We start from the raw sequence: 22,913 nt of genomic DNA on the forward strand, positions 1-22,913 counted from the left end.
AGGATGTGCATCATGCCTGCTCCCTACCCCCAGGAGTTCCGTGACGACGTCGTCCGTGTCGCGAGGAACCGCGAACCTGGCCAGAAGCTCTCCCAGATCGCGCGTGACTTCGGAATATCCGAGTCGTGTCTGACGAACTGGATGCGTCAAGCCGACGTCGAGGACGGCAACAGGCCCGGCAAGACCCGGGAGGACTCGGTCGAGCTGCGCGATGCGCGCAAGCGGATCCGGCTGCTCGAGCAGGAGAACGAGGTCCTCCGCCGTGCCGCGGCCTACCTCTCCCAGGCGAACCTGGGCTGACCCCGTTTCGTAGGTCCAGTCGTTATGAGAGTCGTCCTGTTGCCCGCGGTCGCGGGCAGGGAGTGAAGCGCCCTGGGTTTCGTTCCGTGGTTAGACGGTCGCGGGCGCGGTCGTCGTGGTGTGAGTGTAGGCCGCTTCGACTGCCGCTGGAGTGCGGTAGTCGAGCGCCTCGTGGAGCCGGGTCGTGTTCCACCAGTGGACCCAGCCCATCGTCGCCAACTCGACTTCGCTGACCGAATCCCAGATCCGCTTCGAGTAGATCAGTTCCGTCTTGTAGAGACCGTTCACGGTCTCGGCCAGGGCGTTATCGTAGCTATCGCCAACGGTGCCGACTGATGCTTTCACCCCCGCTGCGATGAGAGCGTCCGAATAGGCCAGTGAGACATACTGGGTGGATTCAATCGGTGGATGCAACACCCTCTTGCTCGAGTGACTGTAGCTGCTCGGCGAACACCTCAGCTGGAGACTTCCAGTCGAGGACCTTCCGGGGACGATTGTTGACTGCCAGCGCGACCGCTTCGAGGTCCTGCGCAGTCCAGCGTGAGAGATCGGTACCCTTCGGGAAGTACTGACGTAGCAGCCCGTTCGTGTTCTCGTTCGTGGGCCTCTGCCACGGCGAGTGGGGATCGGCGAAGAACACCTTCGTGCCCGTCTCCACAGTGAACTGCGCATGCCCAGACAGCTCCTTGCCGCGGTCCCAGGTCAGCGTCTTGCGCAACTGCTGCGGCAGGGTCGTCATCGAGGCAGTCAAAGCAGCGTTCATCGCCACAGCGCCGTAGCCGGCCAGGGCGGGACCGTTCTTGACCCGCGGTGTCTGCCCGTAGCCGTCCAGCCGAGGCAGGTGCACCAGCAACGTGGCTCGGCTCTTGCGCTCAATGACGGTACCGATCGCGGACCGGTTCGTGCCGATGATCAGGTCACCTTCCCAGTGTCCTGGCACGGCGCGGTCGGCGGCTTCGGCGGGGCGTTCACTGAGGACCACATCCTCGGTCACGTGCCCTTGAGGCTTGTTCTTCGACCGGGCTCGGGGCACCCGCAGAGATCGGCCGGTGCGCAGGCAGGCGACCAGTTCTCGCTTGAGCGCGCCCCGGCCCTCGATGAACAGGGACTGGTAGATCGCCTCGTGACTGATACGCATGGACTCATCCTCGGGGTAGTCGATCTCAAGCCGGTGTGAGATCTGCTCCGGACTCCACGCCGTGACCCACCGCCGGTCGGCCCGGCGTGGCTTCGACCTGCCCTTCCACGCCGGTACGTCCGGCCCAGCCACGATCGACCCATCTGGATGGCACACATCGCCGCTGAGCCGGTCCTGGACGTAGTTCCGTAGTTTCGGGTTCGCGACCAGCTTCGCGGTCTTCGGCCTCCGCGCCATCAGCTCCGCCTTCCACTGCGCGACCGAGGCCCGGTACTCCAGCTTCCCGCCGCGGGTAGCGGCGTTTCGACGCAGCTCGCGCGAGATGGTGGCCGGGTCGCGGTTGATCCTGCGCGCGATCTCGCGCACGCCCACCTGCTGAGCGTGCAGGACAGCGATCTCCTCCCGCTCAGGAAACGATAGATAACGTCCGCCAGGCTCGGTGAGTTCGATCGTCCTCATGCCGCCACCTTGTCGGAACCAGCGTGCCCCGACGGCTGCAGACACGCCCACCTTCCCGGCTGCGTCCTCCGAGGAGCTTCCCGTCGCTATCTCTTTCCAGAACCTGCGTTCGATGCTGCGGCGCGTCTTCGGGGCGCCTGGCGAGATCATCGCCGACCGGCCCGTGAGTTCCTTCAGCCATCCAGCTGGTCGTCCCATCAACACCCTCCTCGACCTGAGGTGTTGCGTCCACCGATTGAATCCACCCTGACTGCCCCTGTCGGAGTGGTGAACCAATCCGCTATCATTCCTGCTTGCACCAGTGGAAAGAAGTGCGTGCTCCAGTGCGAGCAAAGGTAGAGACTGTGTGTGGAGTGTGGGTGCGACCGCCCAGCCGACAATTCTCCGACTGAAGACATCGGTGATGAATGCGACGTAGCAGAATCCGGCGAGGATCCGGACGTAGGTGATGTCAGCGACCCAGAGCTGCCGCGGACGGTCCGCGGCAAACTTCCGTTCCACAAGGTCGGGGCGCTCATCCGGTCCGGCTCCAGGGCGGGTGGTGACGGGCTTACGGCCTCGCCGGACGCCTTGGAGTCCCGCGATCCTCATCAGTCGTGCCACCTGGTCGCGACCGACGTCCCATCCCGCATGCCGCATCGCGTGCCACATCTTTCGGACCCCGTAGACGCTGTAGTTCTCCTTGTGAATTCGTTTCACCTCCTCCACGAGCATCTCGTCCCGAATGCTACGAGCGCAGGCTGGCCTGCTCTTTGCGGCACGGTATCCGCGGGAGGTGATGAACCCACATTCTGTCGCACCGAGGATGCGGCAGATGGCCTCGACCCCGAACTGTTCGCGATGCATGTCGATGAACGCGATCATTTCGTCGTGGGGCGGTCGAGTTCCGCTGCGAAAAACGCCGAGGCGGCTTTCAGGATCTCGTTCGCGCGTCTCGCCTCGGCGAGTTCTCGCCGGAGCCGGCGGTTCTCCTCCTCGAGCGGCTCTCCCGGGCCGGCTGGTTCGGTGGGGCCGTAGCGGTTGCACCAGATCCGCAGCGTCTCCGTACCGACACCGAGCTGCGGGGCGACCGCACGGATCGATGCTGCACGGGGACCACCCTCGCGTACCTGACGGTCGTAGACCATACGCACGGCACGGTCACGCAGCTCTGGACTGAACTTCTTGGGCATGCTCCGATTCTCCTTGCTGAGACTCGGAACGGAACCCAGGGCGCTTCAACTTGGCACGGGAGGGTCATACACGTACTTGGCGATGACGCACTCGTTGTTTTCGTCGATCCCCGTGTTGTACCCCACACCACTGCCGCTCTCCCACAGGATCGTCACCTCGGACAGCGACTCGGGGGCGGGACCCTCTCCGGTGGTGGTGACAGACTCTCCGGGCTCGCCCTCGAGGGTGAGCTCCAGCCGGCCCCCGTCCGTGAAGATCAAGGTGACGAAGCGAGTCAGCCCGTCCTCAGGGATCGTGCGGGTGACAGTCCAGGTGCCGGTTCCGGCCTGGGTGGTGGAGGGCTCGTAGGTCAGACCCTCCTCGTTGTTGGAGACCCACTCCTGCCAGAGCTGGGAGATGGTCGCGGGGCTACAGGGAGTGGGACGGTCATACACGTACTTGGCCACGGCGCACTCGTTGTTTTCGTCGGTCTCGGTGTTGTACCCCACACCACTGCCGCTCTCCCACAGGATCGTCACCTCGGACAGCGACGCGGGGGCGGGACCCTCTCCGGTGGCGGTGACAGACTCTCCGGGCTCGCCCTCGAGGATGAGCTCCAGCCAGCGCTCGTCCGTGAAGTCCAAGGTGACGAAGCGAGTCAGCCCGTGCTCAGGGATCGTGCGGGTGACAGTCCAGGTGCCGGTTCCGGCCTGGGTGGTGGAGGGCTCGTAGGTCAGACCCTCCTCGTTGTTGGAGACCCACTCCTGCCAGAGCTGGGAGATGGTCGCGGGGCTACAGGGAGTGGGAGAGGCCGCGGCGAACGGGGCGGCGGCCACGGCGACCACGGCGGGCGCGGACCAGGCCAGGCCGCGGGTGATGTTTCGGCGGGAGATGGTCTTGGGAGCGGTGGGGTTCTCGGTCATTTCAGCCTGCTCTCTGTTGGGTTCCCAGTTCAGGCTCCGGGTTGCTTGTTGGGTGGTTCGGAACGAAGGGGTTGGAGGTGGTGGTTTGCGATCTTGTGGTCCTCCATTCCCTTGAGGACTGGGGGATGGGTCCAGTATAGTGGGCTGACCCCGTTTCGTAGGTCCAGTCGTTATGAGAGTCGTCCTGTTGCCCGCGGTCGCGGGCAGGGAGACTGGTCAGATCATGACGAACAGCAGAAAGCGTCACACCCCCGAGCAGGTCGTCCGTAAGCTCGGGCAGGCCGACAGGATGCTCACCGATGGTCAGGACGTCGCGGCGGTGTGCCGGGAGCTGGGGGTGTCCGAGCAGACGTACTACCGGTGGCGGAACCAGTACGGCGGCCTCAAGGCCGACGACGCAAAGCGCCTGAAGGAGCTGGAGAAGCAGAACGCGACCCTGAAGCGTCTGCTCGCGGAAGCGGAGCTGGAGAAGGCCGCGCTCAAGGAGCTGGCTGAGGGAAACTTCTAAGCCCGAACAGGCGCCGCGCCGCCGTCGATCACCTCAAGCGCAAGTTGCGGGTGAGCGAACGGATGGCGTGCCGTCTGGTCGGGCTGAGCCGCTCCGCGTACCGGCGACCGCTCAAGGGCAACACGGTCGCGGACCCGGATCGGGCGCTCAGGGAGTGGCTGCGCGCCTGGGCGAAGGACCATCCCCGCTACGGGTATGGGCGTGTCAGATGGTCTGTGTAAGCCGTACTGAAAGGAACGGTAAGAATCATGACCATGACCAACGAGAAGAAGCAGGCCGGTGGTGAGCCCACTGGCGGGGACCTGGTCGAGGAGCTGAAGTCCTCGGGGCAGCTGGATGCCCTGTTCGCTCAGATCGACGCAGGCAATGTTCAGCTCACCGGCGACGGCGGGTTCGTGCCCGCGCTGGTGAAAGCCGCCCTGGAGCGTGGCCTGCAGGCCGAGCTGACCAGCCACCTGGGCTATGACAAGCACGCCGCGGAGGGCCGCGGCAGCGGGAACTCCCGCAACGGCACCACACCCAAGACCGTGGAGTCCGAGGTCGGACCGATCGAGCTGGACGTCCCCAGGGACCGTGCCGGCTCGTTCACCCCGCGCCTGGTCCCCAAGGGCCAGCGGCGCCTTGGCGGCCTGGATGACATGATCATCAGCCTCTACGCGGGCGGGATGACGATCCGGGACATCCAGCACCACCTGGCGAGCACGATCGGCACAGACCTGTCCCACGAGACGATCTCCAATATCACCGACGCCGTGAGCGAAGAGGTCCTGGCCTGGCAGACCCGGCCGCTGGAGGAGTTCTATCCCGTGATCTATCTCGACGCGATCCGCATCAAGATCCGGGAGAACAACCAGGTCCTCAACCGCGCCGCCTACATCGCCGTAGGAGTCGACCTCGACGGGATCAAGCACGTGCTGGGCATCTGGGTCCAAGACACCGAGGGCTCGGCGTTCTGGGCCCACGTCTGCGCGGACCTGGCCAACCGGGGCGTCAGGGACGTGCTGATCGTCTGCTGCGACGGCCTGAAGGGGCTCCCAGAGGCGATCGAGGCGACCTGGCCGGACTCGATGGTCCAGACCTGCGTGGTCCACCTGATCCGGGCAGCGATGCGGTTCGTGGCCTACTCCGACCGCAGACAGGTCGCCGCCGCGTTGAAGCCGATCTACACCGCCCCCAACGAAGAGACCGCGAGGAATGCTCTGGCCGAGTTCGAGGCCTCCGAGCTCGGCACGAAGTACCCGTCTGCAGCCGCGACCTGGGCGAACTCGTGGGAGCGGTTCATCCCGTTCCTGCAATTCCCGCCGATGCTCCGCAAGGTCATCTACACCACCAACAGCATCGAGTCGTTGAACTTCCAGCTGCGGAAGGTCACCAAGAACCGCGGGCACTTCCCCTCGACCGACGCTGCCGTGAAGCTGTTGTGGCTGGCGATCTGCAACATCGAAGACAAACGCGCCCTGGAGCGGGAGAAGGAACGTGGCAAGCCCGCCGACCAGCGTCGAGCATCCGGCCGGCTGGTCGAGGGCCAGGTCGTCACCAACTGGAAGCAGGCCCTCGCCCAGCTCGCCGCCGCCTACCCCGACCGCATCAACCCCTACCTGTAACCACCCCGCTTACACAGACAAATTGACAGGCCCACGGGTCGGCGGGCGTATCACGACGCCCGCGCCGAGGGGTGGGTGGTGAACCACAAGAAGATCCAACGCCTGTGGCGTGACGAAGGGCTCCGGGTCCCGCAGCGGCGTCGACGCAAGCGCGTCGGGTCCTCGACCGTCGACGCGCCGACGGCGGACGCGCCGAACGTGGTGTGGGCGGTGGACTTCCAGTTCGACGCCGACGAGCACGGACGATTGATCAAGATCTGCTCGATCGTCGACGAACACACCCGGGAGTGCATCGGCGGCCTCGTGGAGCGCTCGATTACCGCCGACCGACTCACCGCCCACCTCGAGGACCTCGTCGCCGCCCGGGGCGCCCCGGCGGTGCTCAGGTCGGACAACGGGCCGGAGTTCATCAGCGAGGCGATGGCCGACTGGGCCGGCACCCGCACCGGCCTGTCCTACATCCCTCCGGGCTCGCCGTGGCGCAACGGGTACGTCGAGTCGTTCAACAGCCGGATCCGCGACGAGTGCCTCAACATCAACAGCTTCTACTCGCTGCTGCACGCACAGGTCATCATCGGCGACTGGAAGGACGAGTACAACCACCACCGCCGGCACTCCTCGCTCGGCTACCTAACCCCAGCCGAGTACGCTCGGCAGTGCACCCATCAAATGGAAACCGACGACTCACAGAACGTCCGGACCGAATGAAGGGGGCGGCTCACCGCACCGGGATCCCGTGGCGGGACCTCCCGCGAGAGCGTTTCGGACCGTGGCAGACGGTCTGGAAGCGACATCGCCGCTATGCCGCGGACGGCACCTGGGATCACGTCCTCCAACAGCCCCTCGCCACGGCCGACGCGGCCGGGAAGATCTCCTGGGACGTGTCGGTCGACGCGACGATCACGCGTGCGCATCAGCACGCGAGCAACACGACCCGTCCCGAGCAGGACACGGGGGCCGGAGTGAATCACAGGCCGCGCGGTGAGGACTTCGTCCACAGTTCTCTGGGTGGCGCACGTGAACCTGCAGGTCACGACATCGGCCGGTCAAGGGGTGGGCTGACGACAAAGATCCATGCCGTGGTCGATGGGAACGGGCGTCCGCTGGCGGCGGTCGTCACGGGCGGGCAGCGCAACGATGGCGCGATGCTGATCGAGGTGCTGGCCGAGATCAGGGTTCCTCGCCTGGGCCCGGGCCGGCCCCGCACTCGCCCCGACGCGGTCCTCGCCGATCGCGCCTACACCTCGAGGATCAACCGCGGACACCTCGCCCGGCGCGGGATCACGGGCGTGATCCCGCAGAAGCCGGACGAGATCGCTGCCCGCCAGCGCAGAGGCTCCCGGGGCGGGCGCCCGCCCGGGTTCGACGTGGTCGCCCACAAGGGACGCAACGTCGTCGAGCGCTCCTTCGCTCTCGCGAAGCAGTGGCGAGGACTGGCCACCCGCTATGACAAGCTCGCCCTCACCTACCGCGATGCCGTCGTCCTCGCGGCCTGCATCACCTGGACCAAGATTTATGAGACATGCCCTAGTGGGCCGGGTGTCTCGTGCACGCGATTGAATCGTGGTGCACCGCAATACTCTGGCTTCTGGGCGATCCGACTACCGTGGGTGCTGCTCCCTTGGAGGTACTGAGGCCCGCGTCGGGAGAATCCGCAGGCCGCTTCTCTGAGCTGGCCCCGGCCCGATGAGCTAGAGGTCCACCACGAACCAGGCGATCATCGCCGACGTCACCGGCACGCTCACGCCGAGCACCACGCGGCAGCCGGTCCAGCTCTCTCGCGCGCTCACGCAACGGACCTACCCTCGGGCTTTCATCGTTGAGGTGTCCGAGGAGTGGTCGTAGACGCGGAAAGGTGCTCCTGACCTGGAAGAATAGGGCTTGCTTAAGGTCCAATTCTCCAAGGTCGAAGGAGCACCTTCAGGGTGAACACTACCGGGTTGTATCCGCGGGTGCAGGTTGATGTCGCACCGAGTGCGGCGGTGGGGCAGGCGGGCGGGGTGCTGCTGACCGAGACGGTCCGCGCCACCGGCCTGGACCGGGCCCTGTCGCAAGCGCTGGGACCGTGGCGGCGCCCGTTGGCGCAGCATGATCCAGGCAAGATCCTGCTCGACCTCGCGCTGACACTGGCTGTGGGCGGGGACCGCCTGGCCGACGTCGCCGCGGTGCGGGCCGAGCCGGACGTCTACGGTCAGGTGGCCTCGGATCCCACGATCTCTCGCCTGCTCGCGCTCCTGGCCAGCGATGTCGATGCTGCCGAACGCGCGATCAACACCGCCCGCCGCCGCGCCCGCGAGGCGGCGTGGGCTCGGGCCGGCAGCCATGCCCCGAGCCATCACGTCACCGCGAAGAACCCGCTGGTCATCGATCTCGACGCCACCCTCGTGACAGCTCATAGCGAGAAGGAGAACGCACGAGCGACGTTCAAGAAGGGATTCGGGTTCCACCCCCTGCTGGCCTTCGCCGACCACGGCGAAGGCAGTGGTGGGGAGATGCTGACCTGCCTGCTCCGGCCCGGGAACGCGGGCTCGAACACGGCTGCTGACCACAAGACCGTGATCAGACAGGCGCTGGCCCAAGTAGGGCTGGGGCCCAGGCCGGGGAAGAAGGTGCTGATCCGGATCGACGGTGCCGGCTCCACCAAGAAAACCATCGAGGAGCTGGTCAAACGCCGGGTCTCGTACTCGGTGGGATTCACGTTGCCCGCCAACACCCCGGAGGTCTACCGGATCATCCCCGAGCATGTCTGGGAGCCGGCCTATGACCCCGACGGCACCCCACGAGAAGGGGCGGACGTGGCCGAGCTGACCGGACTGCTGGACCTCAAGGACTGGCCAAAGGGGATGCGGGTCATCGTCCGCCGCGAGCGACCGCATCCCGGGGCGCAGCTGCGGTTCGAGGACGTCGACGGTTACCGCCTGACCGCCTTCGCGACCACTCCCCCTCCTCGCTGCGCTCGGGGGAGGTGCCCCCACCCACCCGGGGGCAGCTGGCTGACCTCGAAGTCCGTCACCGCCGCCGGGCGCGATGCGAGGACCGGATCCGGGCCGCGAAAGACGCTGGCTTACGGAACCTGCCGCTGAAATCCTTCGCCCAGAACCGGATCTGGTGCCAGATCATCGCTCTGGCCAGCGAAATCACTGCCTGGATGGGCCTGCTCGCGCTTCCCGACTCCTCGGCACGGCGATGGGAACCCAAACGCCAGCGACTGCGTCTGTTCCAGACCGCCGCAACCTTCGCTCGCCATGCCCGGTAGCGGGTCCTGCATCTCTCGGACCGGTCACGCTGGGCCGGGATCATCCAGGCAGGCTACGACCGCCTCGCCCAGCTTCCCGCCCCGGCCGGATAGCTCCCGGCCCCGTCGCTGACCGCACTCCCCAAGGACCCTGGCACCGGAACGCCCGGCCACCGCGATCGACACGCGGCGACCCGTCACACCCTCATGCCACAATCAGCTCGCGCACACCGGCAACAACGCCGGACACCGCCGCTCAGCAGCACCATGAAAGATCGAGGCTATCTCTCGCTCTCGGGTGCGTGGCCACCCGGGTGAGGCCAGCGGCTCCGATCACAATTTGCGAAGAACTCTGCTCATCTGTTGTTACACGCCGTTAAAGTCGCAACCAAGAATCGTTTCGTCCGTTATCTCCCTCGCGCGCGCGTGGCGTCGGGTCGAGCGGTCCAGCGCAGGGGTGTGAGACGGTGGCTGTGGTCGCCGATGAGCCGTGGAGGGGCCGTTGAACGCTGTTTCCGGGGGATCTGGGGTTGGGGACCTTGACTGATCTGGATGTCGAGCGTGCCGCGCAGGCGCGCCATCGACCCTCGACGCGGACCCAGCGCACGTCGGAGGCGCGGCTGCGCCTGCTGACGCTGCCGGCCATGATCGTCGCGGACATGCTCGCGCTCGCCCTCGCGGTGGGCATCGCGTTTGCCGTCCGCCAGCTCGTCTTGCCGCCAGCCGGTGATCTTCGCGAGAACGTCACCAGCGCCTCCCTCGTCATGGCGCTCGGATGGTTGGCCGCCATCGCGATGCTCGGCGGGTACGACCGTCGCCAGCTCACCTCCGGCCCGCAGCTCTACCGCAATGTCCTCCACGCCTCCGGCGCTGCCTTCGGTGTCATCGGCGCGCTCGTCTACCTGCTGGATCTCGAGCTCTCCCGCGCCTTTTTCGTCGTCTTCTCCGTGGCCGGCCCGCCGCTGCTGCTGTTGAACCGGTTGCTGCTGCGGCGCGGCCTCGCCGCGGCCCGCGTGCGCGGGGCCTTCCGCCAGTCGGTGATCGCCGTGGGCTCCCTCGGCCACGTCGACGGGATAGCCGCGACCCTACACCGCGAGCGGTGGCTCGGCTACGACATCGTGGGCGCCGTGACCCCGGGGGGCATCGCCGACTCCTCGTGGCTCGGGATCCCCGTGCTCGGGGCGGAGCGTGACCTGCTGGCGATCGCTGAGTCCGCCGCGCCGGACATGCTGCTGTTCACCGCCGGGTCCACCTCGAGCGCGGAGGAGTTCCGCCGCACCGCTTGGAAGCTTGAGCACGAGAAGATCGGCGTGATCGTGGTGCCCGCCCTCACCGAGATCTCCGCGGACCGCGTCACGATGCGCCCCGTCGCCGGGCTGCCGCTGGTGCACATGGATCTGCCCCGCGCCCGCCAGGCCCTGCGCTGGACCAAGCGCCTGTTCGACGTGGTCGTCGCCGCGCTCGTCCTCGCGGTGATCTCCCCGCTGCTCGCCGTGATCGCGCTGCGCATCCGCGCCCACGACAGAGGACCCGTAATCTTCCGCCAGCAGCGCGTGGGCCGCGACGGGACGCACTTCGAGTTCCTGAAGTTCCGCACGATGGTCACCGACGCCGAGGCCGTGAAGGTCGAGATGGTCGAGCGCGCCGTCCAGGACCGCGGCAACACGGTCATGTTCAAGATGCAGAACGACCCCCGCATCACCGCCCCCGGACGCTTCCTGCGCCGCTTCTCCCTCGACGAGCTGCCGCAGCTGTGGAACGTGCTCCGGGGCGACATGAGCCTCGTCGGCCCCCGCCCCGCCCTGCCCGGTGAGGTGGAGCGCTACGACGACGACGCGCGTCGGCGCCTGGATGTTCGCCCCGGCATCACCGGACTGTGGCAGGTCTCCGGCCGCAGCGACCTCTCCTGGCAGGACACGGTGCGGCTGGACACCTACTACGTCGACAACTGGTCCTTCACCCAGGACCTCCAGATCCTCATCCGCACGGTCAAGGCCGTGCTCGCCTCCTCGGGCGCCTACTGACGATGACCCGGCCCGTTCCAGGCGGAGCAACCGCTGCGCGCCCCAAGAGCGCACTGCCCCGTCCCCTCCGCCTCCTCGCCGCGCTCGTCCTGCTGCTCTATCCGCTCGCGGCGGGCGCGCTGCTGCTGACCTCGGACGGCTGGGCCGTGAACCGTCTGAACGTGGGGATCTGGTACCCCGTCACCGGTGCCGTGGGCCTGCGTGAGCAGGTCACCCCGGAGATGTTCGCGGCGCTCGCGAACGTGGCGCTGTTCGTGCCGTTCTTCGCGGCGCTCGCCGTGCTGGTGCCCACCTGGTGGTTGGTGGCGGCCGGCGCGGGGCTCTCGATCGCGGTCGAGCTCTACCAGGGCGAGATCGGCACGCGGGAGCAGGACCTGGTCGACATCCTCGCCAACACCGCCGGTGCCGCGCTCGGCGTCGGCCTCGGGCTGCTCGTGCGACGGCTCGCCGGGAGGCACGCACGGAACCGCCGCACGGAGCGGCCGGCCGACGCGTCGGCCCGTCGGCCGGGACTCAGCGACCCAGGAAGCGCCCCCAGCGCGCCCACCACTCCCGGCGCACCTCGCCCCGAGACGGGGCATGGCCCAGGCGGAGGCCCAGATGATCGCGATTGACCTGCAGCGCCTCGACCAGCAGCCGGGCCTTCGCCAAGGAGCCGTCGGCGTCCCGCAGGCGTGCCCGCCATACCTCCCGCGGGGCGGCGCCGTCGTGCACCGCCTGCCACACCCGCGCCCCGGGCAGGCCCTCCACGGTCTCCGGGCGACCGATCGCGAGCGCGAGCGGCACCTGGGCACCGAGCTCGGCGGCGAGACCCTTGATCCGCGCGCGCTCCGCCTCGTCCACCTCGGTCCAGGCCACGCGCACGTCATGACGAGAGCGGCCGCTCGCATCGCGGGCGGCGTGCACCAGCAGCACCAGACGCTGCGCGGTGAGATCCGGGACCGCGCACGGGGCGCCGCCGAGGTTCACGCTCTCCCGATGCGCCCACAGGCGCTCGAAGGTCGCCGCCGCATCCCGGTCCAGGCCTGGGAAGGCGCGGTGCAGATCGGCCGTTCCCCACACGCGGTGGTGGAACGTCGCCGCATGCGCGAACACGCTGCCGTGTTCGAAGGTGGTCAACTGCCCCCATCCGTCGGCCTCGAGCGCGGCCACCAGCGGCGCGACCTGCCCCGGGTCCACCAGCACGTCGCAGTCCGAGGAGCCGGCGCGGCCCTCGGCCAGCAACGGATGCAGCGCCACGCCCTTGAGATGCAGGATCCTCACACCCGCGCCTCGGGCAATATGGTCGAGGCAACCATGGGCCATGCGCAGACGCACCGGGACCGGCACCTGCACGGGGGATGTCATGGGGGCAAGTGTAGGAGCCGCCGGCCCTGGCCGCGGGATCGGCAGCAGTGCCCGCGGGCGGACGGACGCTCGTGATGAGCGCAGAAGGACGCACGAACGAGAACGGAAGGGGGAGCGGACGTGTGGGAGCTCGATAGCCGCATCCAGCACTACGACTGGGGATCGACCACCGCGATCCCCGAGTTCCTGGGCCGCCCCGCCGACGGCGCCCCCTGGGCCGAGGCCTGGTACGGGGCGCATCCGCTGGCGCCCTCCACCCTCGCCACAGGGCAGGACGCCGGCACCGGGCTCGACGCCGCGATCGCCACAGACCCGCGCCGCATGCTCGGCGGCGGCGTGGAGCGCGCCTTCGGCGCCCGCCTGCCCTATCTGCTGAAGGTCATCGCGCCGGAGAAGCCGCTGTCCCTGCAGGTCCACCCCGATCGCGAGCACGCCCAGGAGTCCTTCGCCGCGGAGACCGCGGCCGGGCTCCCGCTCGAGTCGCCGCTGCGCAACTACCGCGACGACAACCACAAGCCCGAGATGCTGATCGCGCTGACCCGCTTCACCGCGCTGTGCGGGTTCCGCACCCCGCGCCGCGCCGCCGCGCTCCTGGAGGGGCTGGGCACCGATCTCACCGACCGCCTCCATGCGCTCCTCACTCGCAGCCCCACCGCCCACGGCATGCGCGCCGCGTTCCGCACCCTGGTCTCCTCGGCAATGCGCCCTGGCCCCGATGTGGTCCAGCAAGTCGTCGGGGCCTGCCGGGCTCGTGCCGACTCCGGCCACTCGCCCTCCCTGCGCATCGACCAGACCGTTGCATTGCTGGCCGATCACCACCCGGGCGACCCCGGCGTGGTCGCCGCGCTGCTGCTGAACCCCGTCACCCTCCGCCCGGGCGAGGCGATGTTCGTGCCCCCAGGCACTCTGCACGCCTACCTGCGCGGCGTGGGCCTGGAGATCATGGCCGCCAGCGACAACGTGCTGCGCGCCGGGCTGACCCCCAAGAAGGTCGACGCCGACGAGATGCTGCAGTGCGTGAGCGTGCAGGCCGCACCGCCGCTACGCGTCGCGCCGGAGCGGCAGAACGCGACATCGGTCGCCTATTATGCGCCCGTGGACGACTTCGAGCTCTCGATGACCACGCTCACCGATCCGCCCGGCACCTTCCGCGCCTGCCACCGCGTCCCCGGCGGCGGGCCCCGCACCCTTCTCGGCCTCGAGGGGGAGGTGCTGGTGCAGAGCGACCTGGGCCGCCACGTGCTCACCGCCGGCAAGGCCCTGTTCGTGCCCGCCGCCGCCGGACAGCTCCACGCCGGCGGCTCCGGCCGCTTCGTCCAGGCGAGCGTCCCGTGACCCGCTACCGGCTGCGCCCCCTGGTCAGCGATTGGGACGGGGAGGACCTGTGGGTGGGGGCGCTGCCCCACGGCCCGATCAACCGCATCCAGGGCGTGGGCGCTCTCGTGCTCGAGCTGCTCGCGGATGCGCCCGGCCGCACCGCGAGTCCCACCGAACTCGCCGCCCGATTGCGGCAGGAGGTCGAGGACGTGCCCGAGGACGCCGAGCAGATCATCACCGTCTTCCTCGCCGAGCTCGATATGGGTGGGATCCTCGAGACGATCGAGGGGGACGCCGCGTGACCGCCAACGCGAACCGGCTCGAGGTCGCGGGCCACAGCGTGCTGCTCACCTTCGGACCCGGCCTCGAGACCGTCGCCGAGGAGATCGACGCCCTCTGGTATCACCTGCGTGCGGCCGACGACGACGGCGCGACACCGCAGATCCGCCTCGACTACGCGCTCCCCAGCGGCGACCTCCCCGCCGGGGCCGTCCCGCTGCCCGCGCGGCCCGAGGCGAGCTACACCATCTCCGGCCACCTCACCCGCGAGGTGATCCGCCGGCTGATCGGCACCCGCCTGCTCCTGCACGCCGGCGCCGTTGCCCACCCCGAGCTCGGCATCCTCGTGCTCGTCGGCGCGTCCGGGGCCGGGAAGTCCACCGCCTCCTCCATGCTGGGACGGGGCGGCGCCTACCTCACCGACGAGCTGACGATCATCACACCCGGCACCTTCGCGCTCACGCCTTATCCCAAGCCCGTCTCCAAGCACGACCCGGAGCTCGGCGCGAAACGGGACCTCGCCCTGGGGGGCCTGGGGCTCCGCCCCGCCCATGAGGCGGCCGCCCCGGCGCCGGCGATGGTGCTGCTGCTCGAGCGGATCCGGGACGAGGACGAGCCGGAAGAGGGGTCCTCGGTGACGCGGGTGCCGCTGTCCGAGGCATTGACCCGGATCGTGCCGCAGACCTCCTCGCTGTGGGCGCTGCCCGGAGGTCTCGCCACGCTCGCCGAACTGCTGAACTCTGTGGGCGGCGCTCTGGAGGTGCGCTACCGGGAGGCCGCCGAGCTCGAGGAGCTGCTGCGCCGCCTGCCGCCGGCCGAGCACGCCGAGACGGCCGAGATCGAGCCGCGGCCCGGAGACGTGGTCACCTGGGAGGACACGGCGCCGGCGCCTGGCAGGATAGCGGCCGTTCCTTTCCGCCAGGCGCTCGCCATGGAGTCCGGGCTGTTCCTGCTCGGTGAGCACGGCGCGATCCACCTGCCGGGCCTCGCAGGACTGGTTTGGGACCTGCTCGCTGACGCGGGCCCCCTCACCTTCGACCAGCTGGAGCAGCTGGTGGTCGAGGAGATCGGAGAACACCCCGAGAGCACGGCCCTTGTCCGAGGCACGGTCTCGGATCTCGTGGCCCACGGCTGGGCCCGCCGAGGCTGATCAGGGGGCGAGGACGCCCCGGCGCAGCACCGGCACCAGCTGCTCCACCCGCTCGGTGAGTAACGCGGCCGTCCGTGCCGCTTGCGCCGCATCCTTGCCGTAGGGATCGGGGACGTCGAGGCCCGCGGGAACCGCCCGGCGCGTCCACGCGGAGATGATTTCCTTCAGTGAGGAATTCGGATTCTCCGACGCCATCCGAACGAGCTCTGGAATATGTCCCATGTGTCCGATGCGCCGGGCTGCGGCAGGGAATTCATCCAGGAGGTAGGTGCGCTGCCGGCGCGACATTGTGAGGATCAGATCCGCCCCGAGGTCCGCGGCGGATACCTGGCGGGCGCGGAAGCCCTGCGGGTCGACGCCGCGCGTTGAGAGCTCGCCCGCCATCTGCGAATCCATCGGCCTGTCCTCCAGGGCGAAGATACCCCTGCTTGCAGTGCGGATGCCGGGTAATCGATCGCGCAGCAGATGCTCGGCGAAGGGGGAGCGGCAGACGTTGCCTGTGCACACGAACAGGACCGAAGGCTGCTGCGACTCCGGGTGGCGCACGGGGGCGGGAGAGCTCATATGTACAGACTAGACGGCACAGGCGGATCGTCGGAAATGTTCAGATAAAAGTGGCGACGCGGTGAACTCGTGGAAATTTGCCCGACGGTGAGGTCGCAAAAGGGTGCCGGAGGTGAAGAAGTGCGACGGCCCTCCTTCTTAATTCGCCGAGGGCATGCCACTATCGAGGGTGTGACGGTCCGCCGTCCCCCTGCCCGCCTGAAAGCGCCTCCCCCGGAATGCGCCACCTGGTGCGCCCGGAGCGAGGCGTACCCTGTCGGCTTCCCTGTTCGCACTCAGCCGCCGGACGACAGTTCCCCGCCTGCCTGTGCCTCCGCCAGCTGCTCCTGGATCTCCTGCACGAACTCGATCACGGCGCTGCCGCCGTTGACGGGGCCGCCGGCGAGCTGGCCGTCGGCCCCCAGCAGCACCGCGCTCGGCGCGCTCGCGCCGCCGAGCGCGGTGCGAGCGGTGAACTGCAGGTCGTGCAGCGCGTGGTCGGCGACGCGGTCTGTCGTCCGCTCCCGCAGCTGGTCCAGCGGGCGGGAGAACACGAACCGCACCTGTAGCGTCTGTTCCAGCTCGCCGATCCACTCCTCAGCGTGGTCCAGCACTCGCTCGCACGGCCCGCAGCCCTCGGTGACGAACACCAGCAGAGCCGCGCGCTGCGCGGTGAGCTGGGTGAGGGTGACTAGGCGGCCGTCGGGCTGCTGCAGCACCGCCGCCGGGATCGGGGAACGCTCGTAGTCCAGCAGCTCGTCCTCTTCTAGAACCGGCCCGGCAGAGGCCGGAGCGGCTGGGGCGTCGGCATCGGGCGCGGCGACGCGTCCCCCGATCGTGGCGGCGGTAAGCACGATCGCGATCAGCAGCGCCATCCCGAGCCCGATCAATCCCATCGGGTCCTGCACCAGGAGAGTGGTCATCGCACCGGTCGCGGCCGCGACCACCGCCAGCACGCCCAGCGCGCTGAGGATCACGTTCCGCACCAGCGTGGCGCGGGAGACGGTGGGGGAAGCGAGGGTGCCGAAGCAGGAGCACTGCACCTGCTCCTTAAAGGTCAGCGCCCGCGCGATGATCACCAGATAGGCGAACATCAGCAACGTCACGACACCCGCGATCAGCATCTGCAGCGGCGGCACCGGGATCCACAGCGCCAGCGCGAGCACGATCTCCATCACCGGAAGCGCCGAGGCGACCGAGGCGTGCATCGTCGGCAGCGGGAGGCGCAGCGAGCGCATCGCATCCTTGGTTTCTTCGCGCGCACCGAGCTTTGCGAGCCCGGAGATCAGCAGGGTGATCGACAGCAGGATCGGTGCCGACAGCAGCACAGCCATTCGGGGAGCCTCCTCGCATCGGCCCGGCCTTCGGGACAGCGTCGCCTCCATTGTCCGGCATGGGCGCCCGCCTGAACGGGGTCGGGCCGGCGGTTCGCCCACGGCGCATCCGAGTCCGTCGGCCCTACCCTGGAGCCATGTCCACCGATGCGCACCAGGCCGCTACCTCCGCCCTCGACGCCGTCCGACGAGGCGAGATCCTCGCCGACGTCGCCGCGCTGCGGGACTCCTTCGACGCCGGCACCACCCGGCCGCTCGAGGCGCGCATCGCGCAACTCGACGCCCTCGCCGCCGGACTCCGCGCCGAGCGTCCCCGCCTGCTGAAGGCGCTCGAGATGGACCTCGGCAAATCCCGCACCGAATCGCTGATCACCGAGCTCGGTGTTGTCGCCCAGGAGATCGCGCATGTGCGCAAGAACCTCCGTGTGTGGCTGCGACCGGAGCGCTTCGGCCCCGGCCTGCTGCTCGCGCCCTCCAGCGGACAGATCCGCCGCGAGCCGCTCGGGACCACGCTGATCATCTCCCCGTGGAACTACCCCGTGAACCTTGCACTTGCCCCGCTGATCGGCGCGATCGCCGGCGGGAACACCGCGATCCTCAAGCCCAGCGAGGTCGCCCCGGCCACCTCCGCCGCGCTCGCCCGCCTCGTGCACACCCACCTCGACCCGGCCGGGGTGAGAGTGGTCGAGGGCGCGGTCGAGGAGACCGCGCTCCTGCTCGAGCAGCGCTTCGACCTGATCTTCTACACCGGCAACGGCGCCGTGGGGCGGATCGTCGCCCGCGCCGCGGCCGAGCACCTCACCCCCACCGTGCTCGAGCTCGGCGGGAAGTCCCCCGTGTTCGTTGACGAGGGCATGGATCTTGCCGCGACCGCGCGCCGCATCGTATGGGGGAAGTTCACCAACGCCGGGCAGACCTGCGTCGCTCCCGACTACCTCATGGCCACCCAGGCCACGATCGATCGCCTCGTCCCCCACCTGCGCCAGGCGACGATCGCGCTGTACGGCAGGGACCCGCGTCGCTCCCGCGACTACGGCCGGATGGTGAACCAGAAGCACTTCGACCGCGTGCTCGCCCTGATCGACGACGACAAGGCCGTGCTCGGCGGGACCACCGGGGCCGACCGCGAGGCCCGGTACCTCCCGCCCACGATCATGACCGGCGTGGACTGGGACGATCCGGTGATGGGGGAGGAGATCTTCGGCCCCGTGCTCCCGCTGCTCGAAGTCTCTGGGCCCGACGAGGCGATCGCCCGCATCAACAGTGGCGAGAAACCGTTGACCGCCTACGTATTCAGCCCCCGATCCGAGATCGAGGAGCGATTCATCGCCGAGACCTCTTCCGGTTCCCTCGCTCTCAGCCACACCCTCGCCCACCTCGGCTCCCAGACGATGCCCTTCGGTGGCATTGGGGAGTCCGGGATGGGGAAGTACCACGGCCGCGCGAGCCTCCAGGTGTTCACCCACGCGAAGCCCGTCGTGAAGAAGCCGCTGCGCCCCGACACGCTCCGGCTGGTCACCCCGCCGTACCGCGGGGCGAAGCGGGCTCTGCTCGGACAGTTGTTCCGTTGACTCACTGCGGGAACGCGCAAATCGACCTAATCCGGACGTAGCGCGCCGTGCGGTGTGACACAACGACTGAACAGGGCCGCGTGACCGTTGCGCCGGTTTAGGTTGAATCGTACCTTCGCTACCGTTTAGTACGTCCCATTTCCGAGCCGGGTGTGGGTCGAGTCCGCACGCCGTGCCCGTGAGGAGCCATCAACACCAGGAGGGCGCCAATGACCGGCTCCGATCCCATCCCATCCGTCGGCACCTGCTGCGGGGCGCGGCCTGGGTTGCCCCTGCGGCCGCTGTGGCTGTTGCAGCGCCCGCGGTCGCTGCCTCGCCAACGCCTCTCTTGGGAGGCATCCTCGCCGTGTCGTCCATCACGGGCAGTGGCCCCTCGGGTCGTACGCAGACCATCACCATCAACGGCAGCGCTGCTTACCCGACGGCGGGCATCTGGATGGAGAATGTCCCGGCCACCCCGAATCCCACCGCGGCACGCTCCACGCTCTACCTCCCCGCTGCGGCATATGCGGGCCTCAAGTGGGGGCAGGTCGGAACTGACCAGACGTGGACGATCCCGGCGCCGTACAGCACCGCGCGCCCCATCAACGGTTACACCGCATATACCACCACCTACTTGAATCGGCCCAGGTTTGATGCCGCTGCTGTTTGAGTCGGGAAGGATGGACAGGCAGCCGTGGAAGATCGATTCCCAGCTGCGCGTGAGGTGCGTGCGGCTTGTCAGGGAACACCAGCAGGAGTACCCCACTCTGACCGCCGCAGTCACTGCGGTCGCTCGGCAAGAAGGCGTCTCGCGGGAGTCAGCACGGCGCTGGCTCGCGCAGGCCGAGGTCGACGACGGAACCCGCCCCGGGATCACGAGCGAGGAGTCCGCCGAGGTCGAACGACTGAAGGCTGAGAACAAGCGGTTGCGCGAGGACAACGAGATTCTTCGCCGGGCTTCAATTTTCTTCGCGGGGGAGCTCGTCCCGCGCAAGCGGGGGGTGCCCCCACCCCGCAACCGCTGATCCTGGCGTTCATCGACGAGATGAGAGCCGAGGGCTACGCAGTCGAGCCGATCCTTCGCGTCCTGAGCCAGCAGGGCCTTGCGATCGCTGCACGGACCTACCGGGCCTGGAAGCGCCCGGCCCGCATCGCTGAGCGCACCGTCGCAGACGCCCTGGTAGAGGACAAAATCCGCGAGTAGAGTCCGAAGTGCTCCACTACGAGGCCCTCACCCCAGAGCCCGAACCCGCAAAGTAGCGGCAGAGATCCCGGGCCGATTCACCATCCGCGTGGCGCTCCTGGGGGTGACTATTCAGGGAACGCTCGCCGAAGTGGTGGACGGATCTGCCGTGGCGATCGAGGTCTTCCGGCTGGGCTGGCAGCCGGTGACGCCGGCAAACGATGTCCTCTCGACTCTCGTCGGTGGAATCGTCGGCGTCGTCGAGGGTGCGGTGGACCTAGCATTCAGTCGTGACGGTGTTCTCGACACGGCTCTCGACGGGGTGAACCAGCTCCTCGACGTGCTCTTCAGTGCTTTCGGTGACGGCGGTGTACTCGCGTTGACGGTGAATGCACAGAACGAAGCCGCCGAGTCGAGCTTCGTGCCGCCAGCGGAGTACACCGCGATCGAGCGCGGTAGATTCGACGTCGCCGCTCTGCACGTCGCCCTGCTGGACGGTGGTTCCCCGTCGGGTCTGCTGAATCTCTAGGTTGCTCGCGGCTCCGTCGGTAAGAACACGCCGCGTTGACTCCCCCGGCGTGACCCTCGATTTCGGGGGTTACGCGTGGGGTGGCGTTTCCCGCGCGTTTCCGGCGCCCGCCTCCGCCGGCTGCTCGCAGATCTCCTGCACGAACTCGATCACCGCTCTGCCGCCGTTGACGGGGCCGCCGGCGAGCTGGCCGTCGGCCCCCAGCAGCACCGCACTCGGCACGCTCGTACCGCCGAGCGCGGTGCGGGCGGTGAACTGCAGGTCGTGCAGCGCGTGCCCTGATCACGGTCGTCGCGGACTGCTATCTCGCAGGTGTCTCCACGCGTCGCATGGACAAGCTCGTCAAACCCCTGGGCATCAACAGTCTCTCGAAGTCGCAGGTCAGCAGGATGGCAGCAGATCTGGACGAGCACGTCGAGCAGTTCCGCCACCGGCCGCTGGACGAGGCCGGGCCCTGCACCTTCGTCTCCGCCGACGCGCTGACCATGAAGGCCCGTGAAGGTGGCCGCGTGATCAACGCTGTCGTCCTCCTAGCCACCGGCGCCAATGGCGACGGGCACCGCGAAGTGCTCGGCATGCGGGTCGCGACCAGCGAGACCGGAGCTGCGTGGAATGGCTTCTTCGTCGACCTTGTCGAACGACTACGAGCTCATGCACCTCCATGTCGCCACCGACCTCGCCGATCGGATGCGCGAGCGCGGCATCCTCGTGCCCGGCGTCGACCGCGCCTGGCAGCTCGGCTGCGCCGACAAGCTCCGCATGGCCCAGCTGCTCGAGGGCATCGGGATGCCCACCCCGCGCACCGTCACCGGCGACGACGAGGCCGGCATCGCCGAGATCCCCGCCGCCTCCGAGCGCCTCGTGGTCAAGCACCGCCTCGGCAGCGGCTCCTCCGGGCTCGCGCTGGTCCCGGCCGACGGGGTCCGCGCCGCGATCGACGCCGCGATCGACTCCGCCCCCGCCCCGGCCGACGGCTCAGCCCCCAGCGGCCAGGATGTCGTGGTCCAACCCTGCCTGCCCGGGCTCGAGCACGGCGTGGACATCGTGGGCGATCTGCGCGAGCCCGGCGAGCTGCGGGCCGTGCTCGCCCGCCGCAAGGTGCGCATGCGCGCCGGCGAGACCGACAAGGCCGCCTCCGTGGATCCCGCACCCTTCGTCGCCAACGCCGAGAAGATCGCCCGCGCCGCGCAGCTCACCGGACTCATCGACACGGACATGTTCCTCGCCGAGGGCGGCGAGCCCTCCGTCATCGACATCAACCCCCCGCTTCGGCGGCGGCTACCCCTTCGTGCACCTCGCCGGGGCCGACGTCCCCCGCTACTACCTCGCCCGTGCGCTCGGCCTCGAGATCGACGAGGACTGGCGGGAGTACGCCCCCGGCGTCATCTCCGCCAACCACGAGAGCGTGCGCGTGACCTCGACGGAGGCTTGACCCTGTCACCTGCGGTCCTCTTGCGGCTGGATAGGGGCGGAGCCTGCGATCGGGGCCTCCTGGCCGGACTCGACGGCGCCTATACTTGATCAAGACCACCGAGCCCGTGAGCCTCGGAACTCGCAGCCAGAAAGGCACCAGGCATCGATGACCACACCACACCAGCCCATTTCCCGACGGAGACTGGCCCGCACGGCGGCATGGGCGGTGCCGGCCGCAGCCGTGGCAGTCTCCGCCCCCGCTGTCGCCGCCTCGCCCTTCCAATGCCCGTCGCGGACGTACACGGCCGAGAGTCCCGGCTCCGGGGTGGGGCGGACCACCGGGACCTGGACGGTCCCCGCCGGGGTGACGCGGATCTGTGTGACCGTGGTCGGCGGCGGGGGCGGAGGCGCGCCAACGGCAGTACTGGAGGCGCCGGGACCCGTATCACCGGTGACCTGGCGGTGACGCCGGGCACGGTCCTGTCCTGGACGGTCGGCGCAGGAGGGGTGCGACCGCCGACCACGGGCGTTCGCGTTCCCCCGGACGCAACCGGCGGTGGAGGATATGGCAAGGGCGGCGACGTGATCTTCAGTGCGGCGTCCGCCGGGGAGGCGACCAACAACAACGTGAGTGGATCAGGGGGTGGGTCCTCGGCCATCGTGATCGGCACGGAGGTGCTGGTCGTGGCAGGGGGCGGCGGTGGCGGTGGGGGCTCGGCGCTGACCTCGTCCGGGTACCCGCAGTTCAGCGGTGGCGCGGCGGTCGCGCGCTCGGCCGGAGCGAATGGCGGAGGATCGTCGACGTCGCACCCGAACGTGTCGAGCACCACGGCCACGACCAACGGGGGACGCGGCGGACCCGGCGGATCCGGCGGGCCCGCCGGCACAGGCGGACCCGCCGGGACCACGACCGTCGGCGCTC

At 68.8% G+C, this 22,913-nt stretch carries 16 protein-coding genes, 8 pseudogenes and 1 other annotated feature; of the genes and pseudogenes, 16 read left to right on the plus strand and 8 right to left on the minus strand.

Annotation, left to right across the window (positions count from 1 at the left end; genetic code table 11):
* Window positions 1–12 precede the first annotated feature (12 nt).
* Window positions 13–300: a transposase gene (locus IOE58_RS14195; RefSeq protein WP_228018789.1), complete on the plus strand. Its 288-nt coding sequence runs from the start codon at window positions 13–15 to the stop codon at window positions 298–300.
* 90 nt (window positions 301–390) lie between these two features.
* Here the strand turns inward: IOE58_RS14195 and IOE58_RS04110 are convergent.
* The 5 genes and pseudogenes from IOE58_RS04110 to IOE58_RS04125 form a co-directional block, all read right to left on the minus strand.
* Window positions 391–720, minus strand: a pseudogene (locus IOE58_RS04110) (integrase core domain-containing protein); the annotation flags it as partial.
* Window positions 698–2,095: an IS30 family transposase gene (locus IOE58_RS14200; RefSeq protein ID WP_396121506.1), complete on the minus strand. Its 1,398-nt coding sequence runs from the start codon at window positions 2,093–2,095 to the stop codon at window positions 698–700. The pseudogene IOE58_RS04110 and the gene IOE58_RS14200, both read right to left, overlap by 23 nt.
* An 18-nt stretch (window positions 2,096–2,113) precedes the next feature.
* Window positions 2,114–2,761, minus strand: a pseudogene (locus tag IOE58_RS14850) (IS3 family transposase); the annotation flags it as partial.
* Window positions 2,698–2,800: a sequence feature (AL1L pseudoknot), on the minus strand. It overlaps the preceding pseudogene by 64 nt.
* Complete coding sequence (locus IOE58_RS04120) at window positions 2,758–3,069, minus strand: transposase (protein ID WP_193865143.1); 312 nt, start codon at window positions 3,067–3,069, stop codon at window positions 2,758–2,760. (Overlaps the previous feature by 43 nt.) The gene IOE58_RS04120 and the pseudogene IOE58_RS14850, both read right to left, overlap by 4 nt.
* 45 nt (window positions 3,070–3,114) lie before the next feature.
* Complete coding sequence (locus IOE58_RS04125) at window positions 3,115–3,972, minus strand: hypothetical protein (protein ID WP_193865144.1); 858 nt, start codon at window positions 3,970–3,972, stop codon at window positions 3,115–3,117.
* A 223-nt stretch (window positions 3,973–4,195) separates the two neighbouring features.
* Between IOE58_RS04125 and IOE58_RS04130 the strand changes: the two are divergent.
* The 7 genes and pseudogenes from IOE58_RS04130 to IOE58_RS04160 form a co-directional block, all read left to right on the plus strand.
* A pseudogene (locus IOE58_RS04130) lies at window positions 4,196–4,683 on the plus strand (transposase); the annotation flags it as partial.
* A gap of 51 nt (window positions 4,684–4,734) precedes the next feature.
* The gene (locus tag IOE58_RS04135) at window positions 4,735–6,084 is read left to right on the plus strand and encodes an IS256 family transposase (RefSeq protein WP_193865190.1); all 1,350 of its coding nucleotides are present in this window, start codon (window positions 4,735–4,737) and stop codon (window positions 6,082–6,084) included.
* 39 nt (window positions 6,085–6,123) lie between these two features.
* A pseudogene (locus IOE58_RS04140) lies at window positions 6,124–6,792 on the plus strand (IS3 family transposase); the annotation flags it as partial.
* Window positions 6,720–7,595, plus strand: a pseudogene (locus IOE58_RS04145) (IS5 family transposase); the annotation flags it as partial. The pseudogenes IOE58_RS04140 and IOE58_RS04145, both read left to right, overlap by 73 nt.
* 414 nt (window positions 7,596–8,009) lie before the next feature.
* Window positions 8,010–9,433 (plus strand): annotated as a pseudogene (locus IOE58_RS04150) (IS1380 family transposase).
* Window positions 9,434–9,858: 425 nt separating this feature from the next.
* Window positions 9,859–11,343: a sugar transferase gene (locus tag IOE58_RS04155; RefSeq protein WP_193865146.1), complete on the plus strand. Its 1,485-nt coding sequence runs from the start codon at window positions 9,859–9,861 to the stop codon at window positions 11,341–11,343.
* A gap of 2 nt (window positions 11,344–11,345) precedes the next feature.
* Entirely contained in the window at window positions 11,346–11,957 is a 612-nt protein-coding gene (locus IOE58_RS04160; RefSeq protein WP_193865147.1) for a VanZ family protein, read from the plus strand.
* Here the strand turns inward: IOE58_RS04160 and IOE58_RS04165 are convergent.
* Entirely contained in the window at window positions 11,857–12,690 is an 834-nt protein-coding gene (locus IOE58_RS04165; protein WP_228018791.1) for a nucleotidyltransferase family protein, read from the minus strand. The two genes, IOE58_RS04160 and IOE58_RS04165, sit on opposite strands and share 101 nt — an antisense overlap.
* A gap of 120 nt (window positions 12,691–12,810) precedes the next feature.
* On the opposite strand from IOE58_RS04165, the gene manA reads away from it, so the two are divergent.
* The 3 genes from manA to IOE58_RS04180 are packed head-to-tail and all read left to right on the plus strand — an operon-like array spanning window position 12,811 to window position 15,436.
* Window positions 12,811–14,025, plus strand: a complete 1,215-nt coding sequence (manA, locus tag IOE58_RS04170; RefSeq protein WP_193865148.1) for a mannose-6-phosphate isomerase, class I — start codon at window positions 12,811–12,813, stop codon at window positions 14,023–14,025.
* Complete coding sequence (locus IOE58_RS04175; protein ID WP_193865149.1) at window positions 14,022–14,309, plus strand: PqqD family peptide modification chaperone; 288 nt, start codon at window positions 14,022–14,024, stop codon at window positions 14,307–14,309. The genes manA and IOE58_RS04175 overlap by 4 nt, the downstream gene beginning before the upstream one ends.
* A complete protein-coding gene (locus IOE58_RS04180; RefSeq protein ID WP_193865150.1) occupies window positions 14,306–15,436 on the plus strand; it encodes a hypothetical protein in 1,131 nt (376 codons plus the stop codon). Before IOE58_RS04175 ends, IOE58_RS04180 begins: the two co-directional genes overlap by 4 nt.
* On the opposite strand, the gene IOE58_RS04185 is transcribed toward IOE58_RS04180, so the two are convergent.
* The gene (locus tag IOE58_RS04185) at window positions 15,437–16,000 is read right to left on the minus strand and encodes an arsenate reductase/protein-tyrosine-phosphatase family protein (protein WP_193865151.1); all 564 of its coding nucleotides are present in this window, start codon (window positions 15,998–16,000) and stop codon (window positions 15,437–15,439) included.
* A gap of 275 nt (window positions 16,001–16,275) precedes the next feature.
* On the minus strand, window positions 16,276–17,313 hold the full coding sequence (locus tag IOE58_RS04190) for a MauE/DoxX family redox-associated membrane protein (RefSeq protein WP_193865152.1): 1,038 nt from the start codon (window positions 17,311–17,313) through the stop codon (window positions 16,276–16,278).
* Between the two features lie 137 nt (window positions 17,314–17,450).
* On the opposite strand from IOE58_RS04190, the gene IOE58_RS04195 reads away from it, so the two are divergent.
* From IOE58_RS04195 to IOE58_RS04220, 5 genes and pseudogenes are all read left to right on the plus strand, one after another.
* The gene (locus tag IOE58_RS04195) at window positions 17,451–18,884 is read left to right on the plus strand and encodes an aldehyde dehydrogenase family protein (RefSeq protein ID WP_193865153.1); all 1,434 of its coding nucleotides are present in this window, start codon (window positions 17,451–17,453) and stop codon (window positions 18,882–18,884) included.
* Window positions 18,885–19,546: 662 nt separating this feature from the next.
* Window positions 19,547–20,067 (plus strand): annotated as a pseudogene (locus IOE58_RS04200) (IS3-like element ISPfr13 family transposase); the annotation flags it as partial.
* A gap of 91 nt (window positions 20,068–20,158) precedes the next feature.
* Window positions 20,159–20,578, plus strand: a complete 420-nt coding sequence (locus tag IOE58_RS04210) for a hypothetical protein (RefSeq protein ID WP_193865156.1) — start codon at window positions 20,159–20,161, stop codon at window positions 20,576–20,578.
* Between the two features lie 263 nt (window positions 20,579–20,841).
* Window positions 20,842–21,219: pseudogene (locus tag IOE58_RS04215) on the plus strand (transposase); the annotation flags it as partial.
* A 46-nt stretch (window positions 21,220–21,265) separates the two neighbouring features.
* Window positions 21,266–22,099, plus strand: coding sequence for an ATP-grasp domain-containing protein (locus tag IOE58_RS04220; protein WP_228018914.1), 834 nt, complete (start codon window positions 21,266–21,268; stop codon window positions 22,097–22,099).
* Window positions 22,100–22,913: the final 814 nt, after the last annotated feature.

The sequence above is a fragment of the Brachybacterium epidermidis genome (genome assembly GCF_015209585.1).
GTDB classification, from domain to species: domain Bacteria; phylum Actinomycetota; class Actinomycetes; order Actinomycetales; family Dermabacteraceae; genus Brachybacterium; species Brachybacterium epidermidis.

What these genes read in the sequence shown, in the direction of transcription:
- IOE58_RS04195 (WP_193865153.1), top strand. Translation starts at nt 17,451, where the DNA reads ATGTCCACCGATGCGCACCAGGCCGCTACCTCCGCCCTCGACGCCGTC.
- IOE58_RS04220 (WP_228018914.1), top strand. Translation starts at nt 21,266, where the DNA reads ATGCGCGAGCGCGGCATCCTCGTGCCCGGCGTCGACCGCGCCTGGCAG.
- IOE58_RS14195 (WP_228018789.1), top strand. Translation starts at nt 13, where the DNA reads ATGCCTGCTCCCTACCCCCAGGAGTTCCGTGACGACGTCGTCCGTGTC.
- IOE58_RS14200 (WP_396121506.1), bottom strand. Translation starts at nt 2,095, where the DNA reads ATGGGACGACCAGCTGGATGGCTGAAGGAACTCACGGGCCGGTCGGCG.
- IOE58_RS04190 (WP_193865152.1), bottom strand. Translation starts at nt 17,313, where the DNA reads ATGGCTGTGCTGCTGTCGGCACCGATCCTGCTGTCGATCACCCTGCTG.
- IOE58_RS04120 (WP_193865143.1), bottom strand. Translation starts at nt 3,069, where the DNA reads ATGCCCAAGAAGTTCAGTCCAGAGCTGCGTGACCGTGCCGTGCGTATG.
- IOE58_RS04125 (WP_193865144.1), bottom strand. Translation starts at nt 3,972, where the DNA reads ATGACCGAGAACCCCACCGCTCCCAAGACCATCTCCCGCCGAAACATC.
- IOE58_RS04135 (WP_193865190.1), top strand. Translation starts at nt 4,735, where the DNA reads ATGACCAACGAGAAGAAGCAGGCCGGTGGTGAGCCCACTGGCGGGGAC.
- IOE58_RS04185 (WP_193865151.1), bottom strand. Translation starts at nt 16,000, where the DNA reads ATGAGCTCTCCCGCCCCCGTGCGCCACCCGGAGTCGCAGCAGCCTTCG.
- IOE58_RS04165 (WP_228018791.1), bottom strand. Translation starts at nt 12,690, where the DNA reads ATGACATCCCCCGTGCAGGTGCCGGTCCCGGTGCGTCTGCGCATGGCC.
- IOE58_RS04160 (WP_193865147.1), top strand. Translation starts at nt 11,346, where the DNA reads ATGACCCGGCCCGTTCCAGGCGGAGCAACCGCTGCGCGCCCCAAGAGC.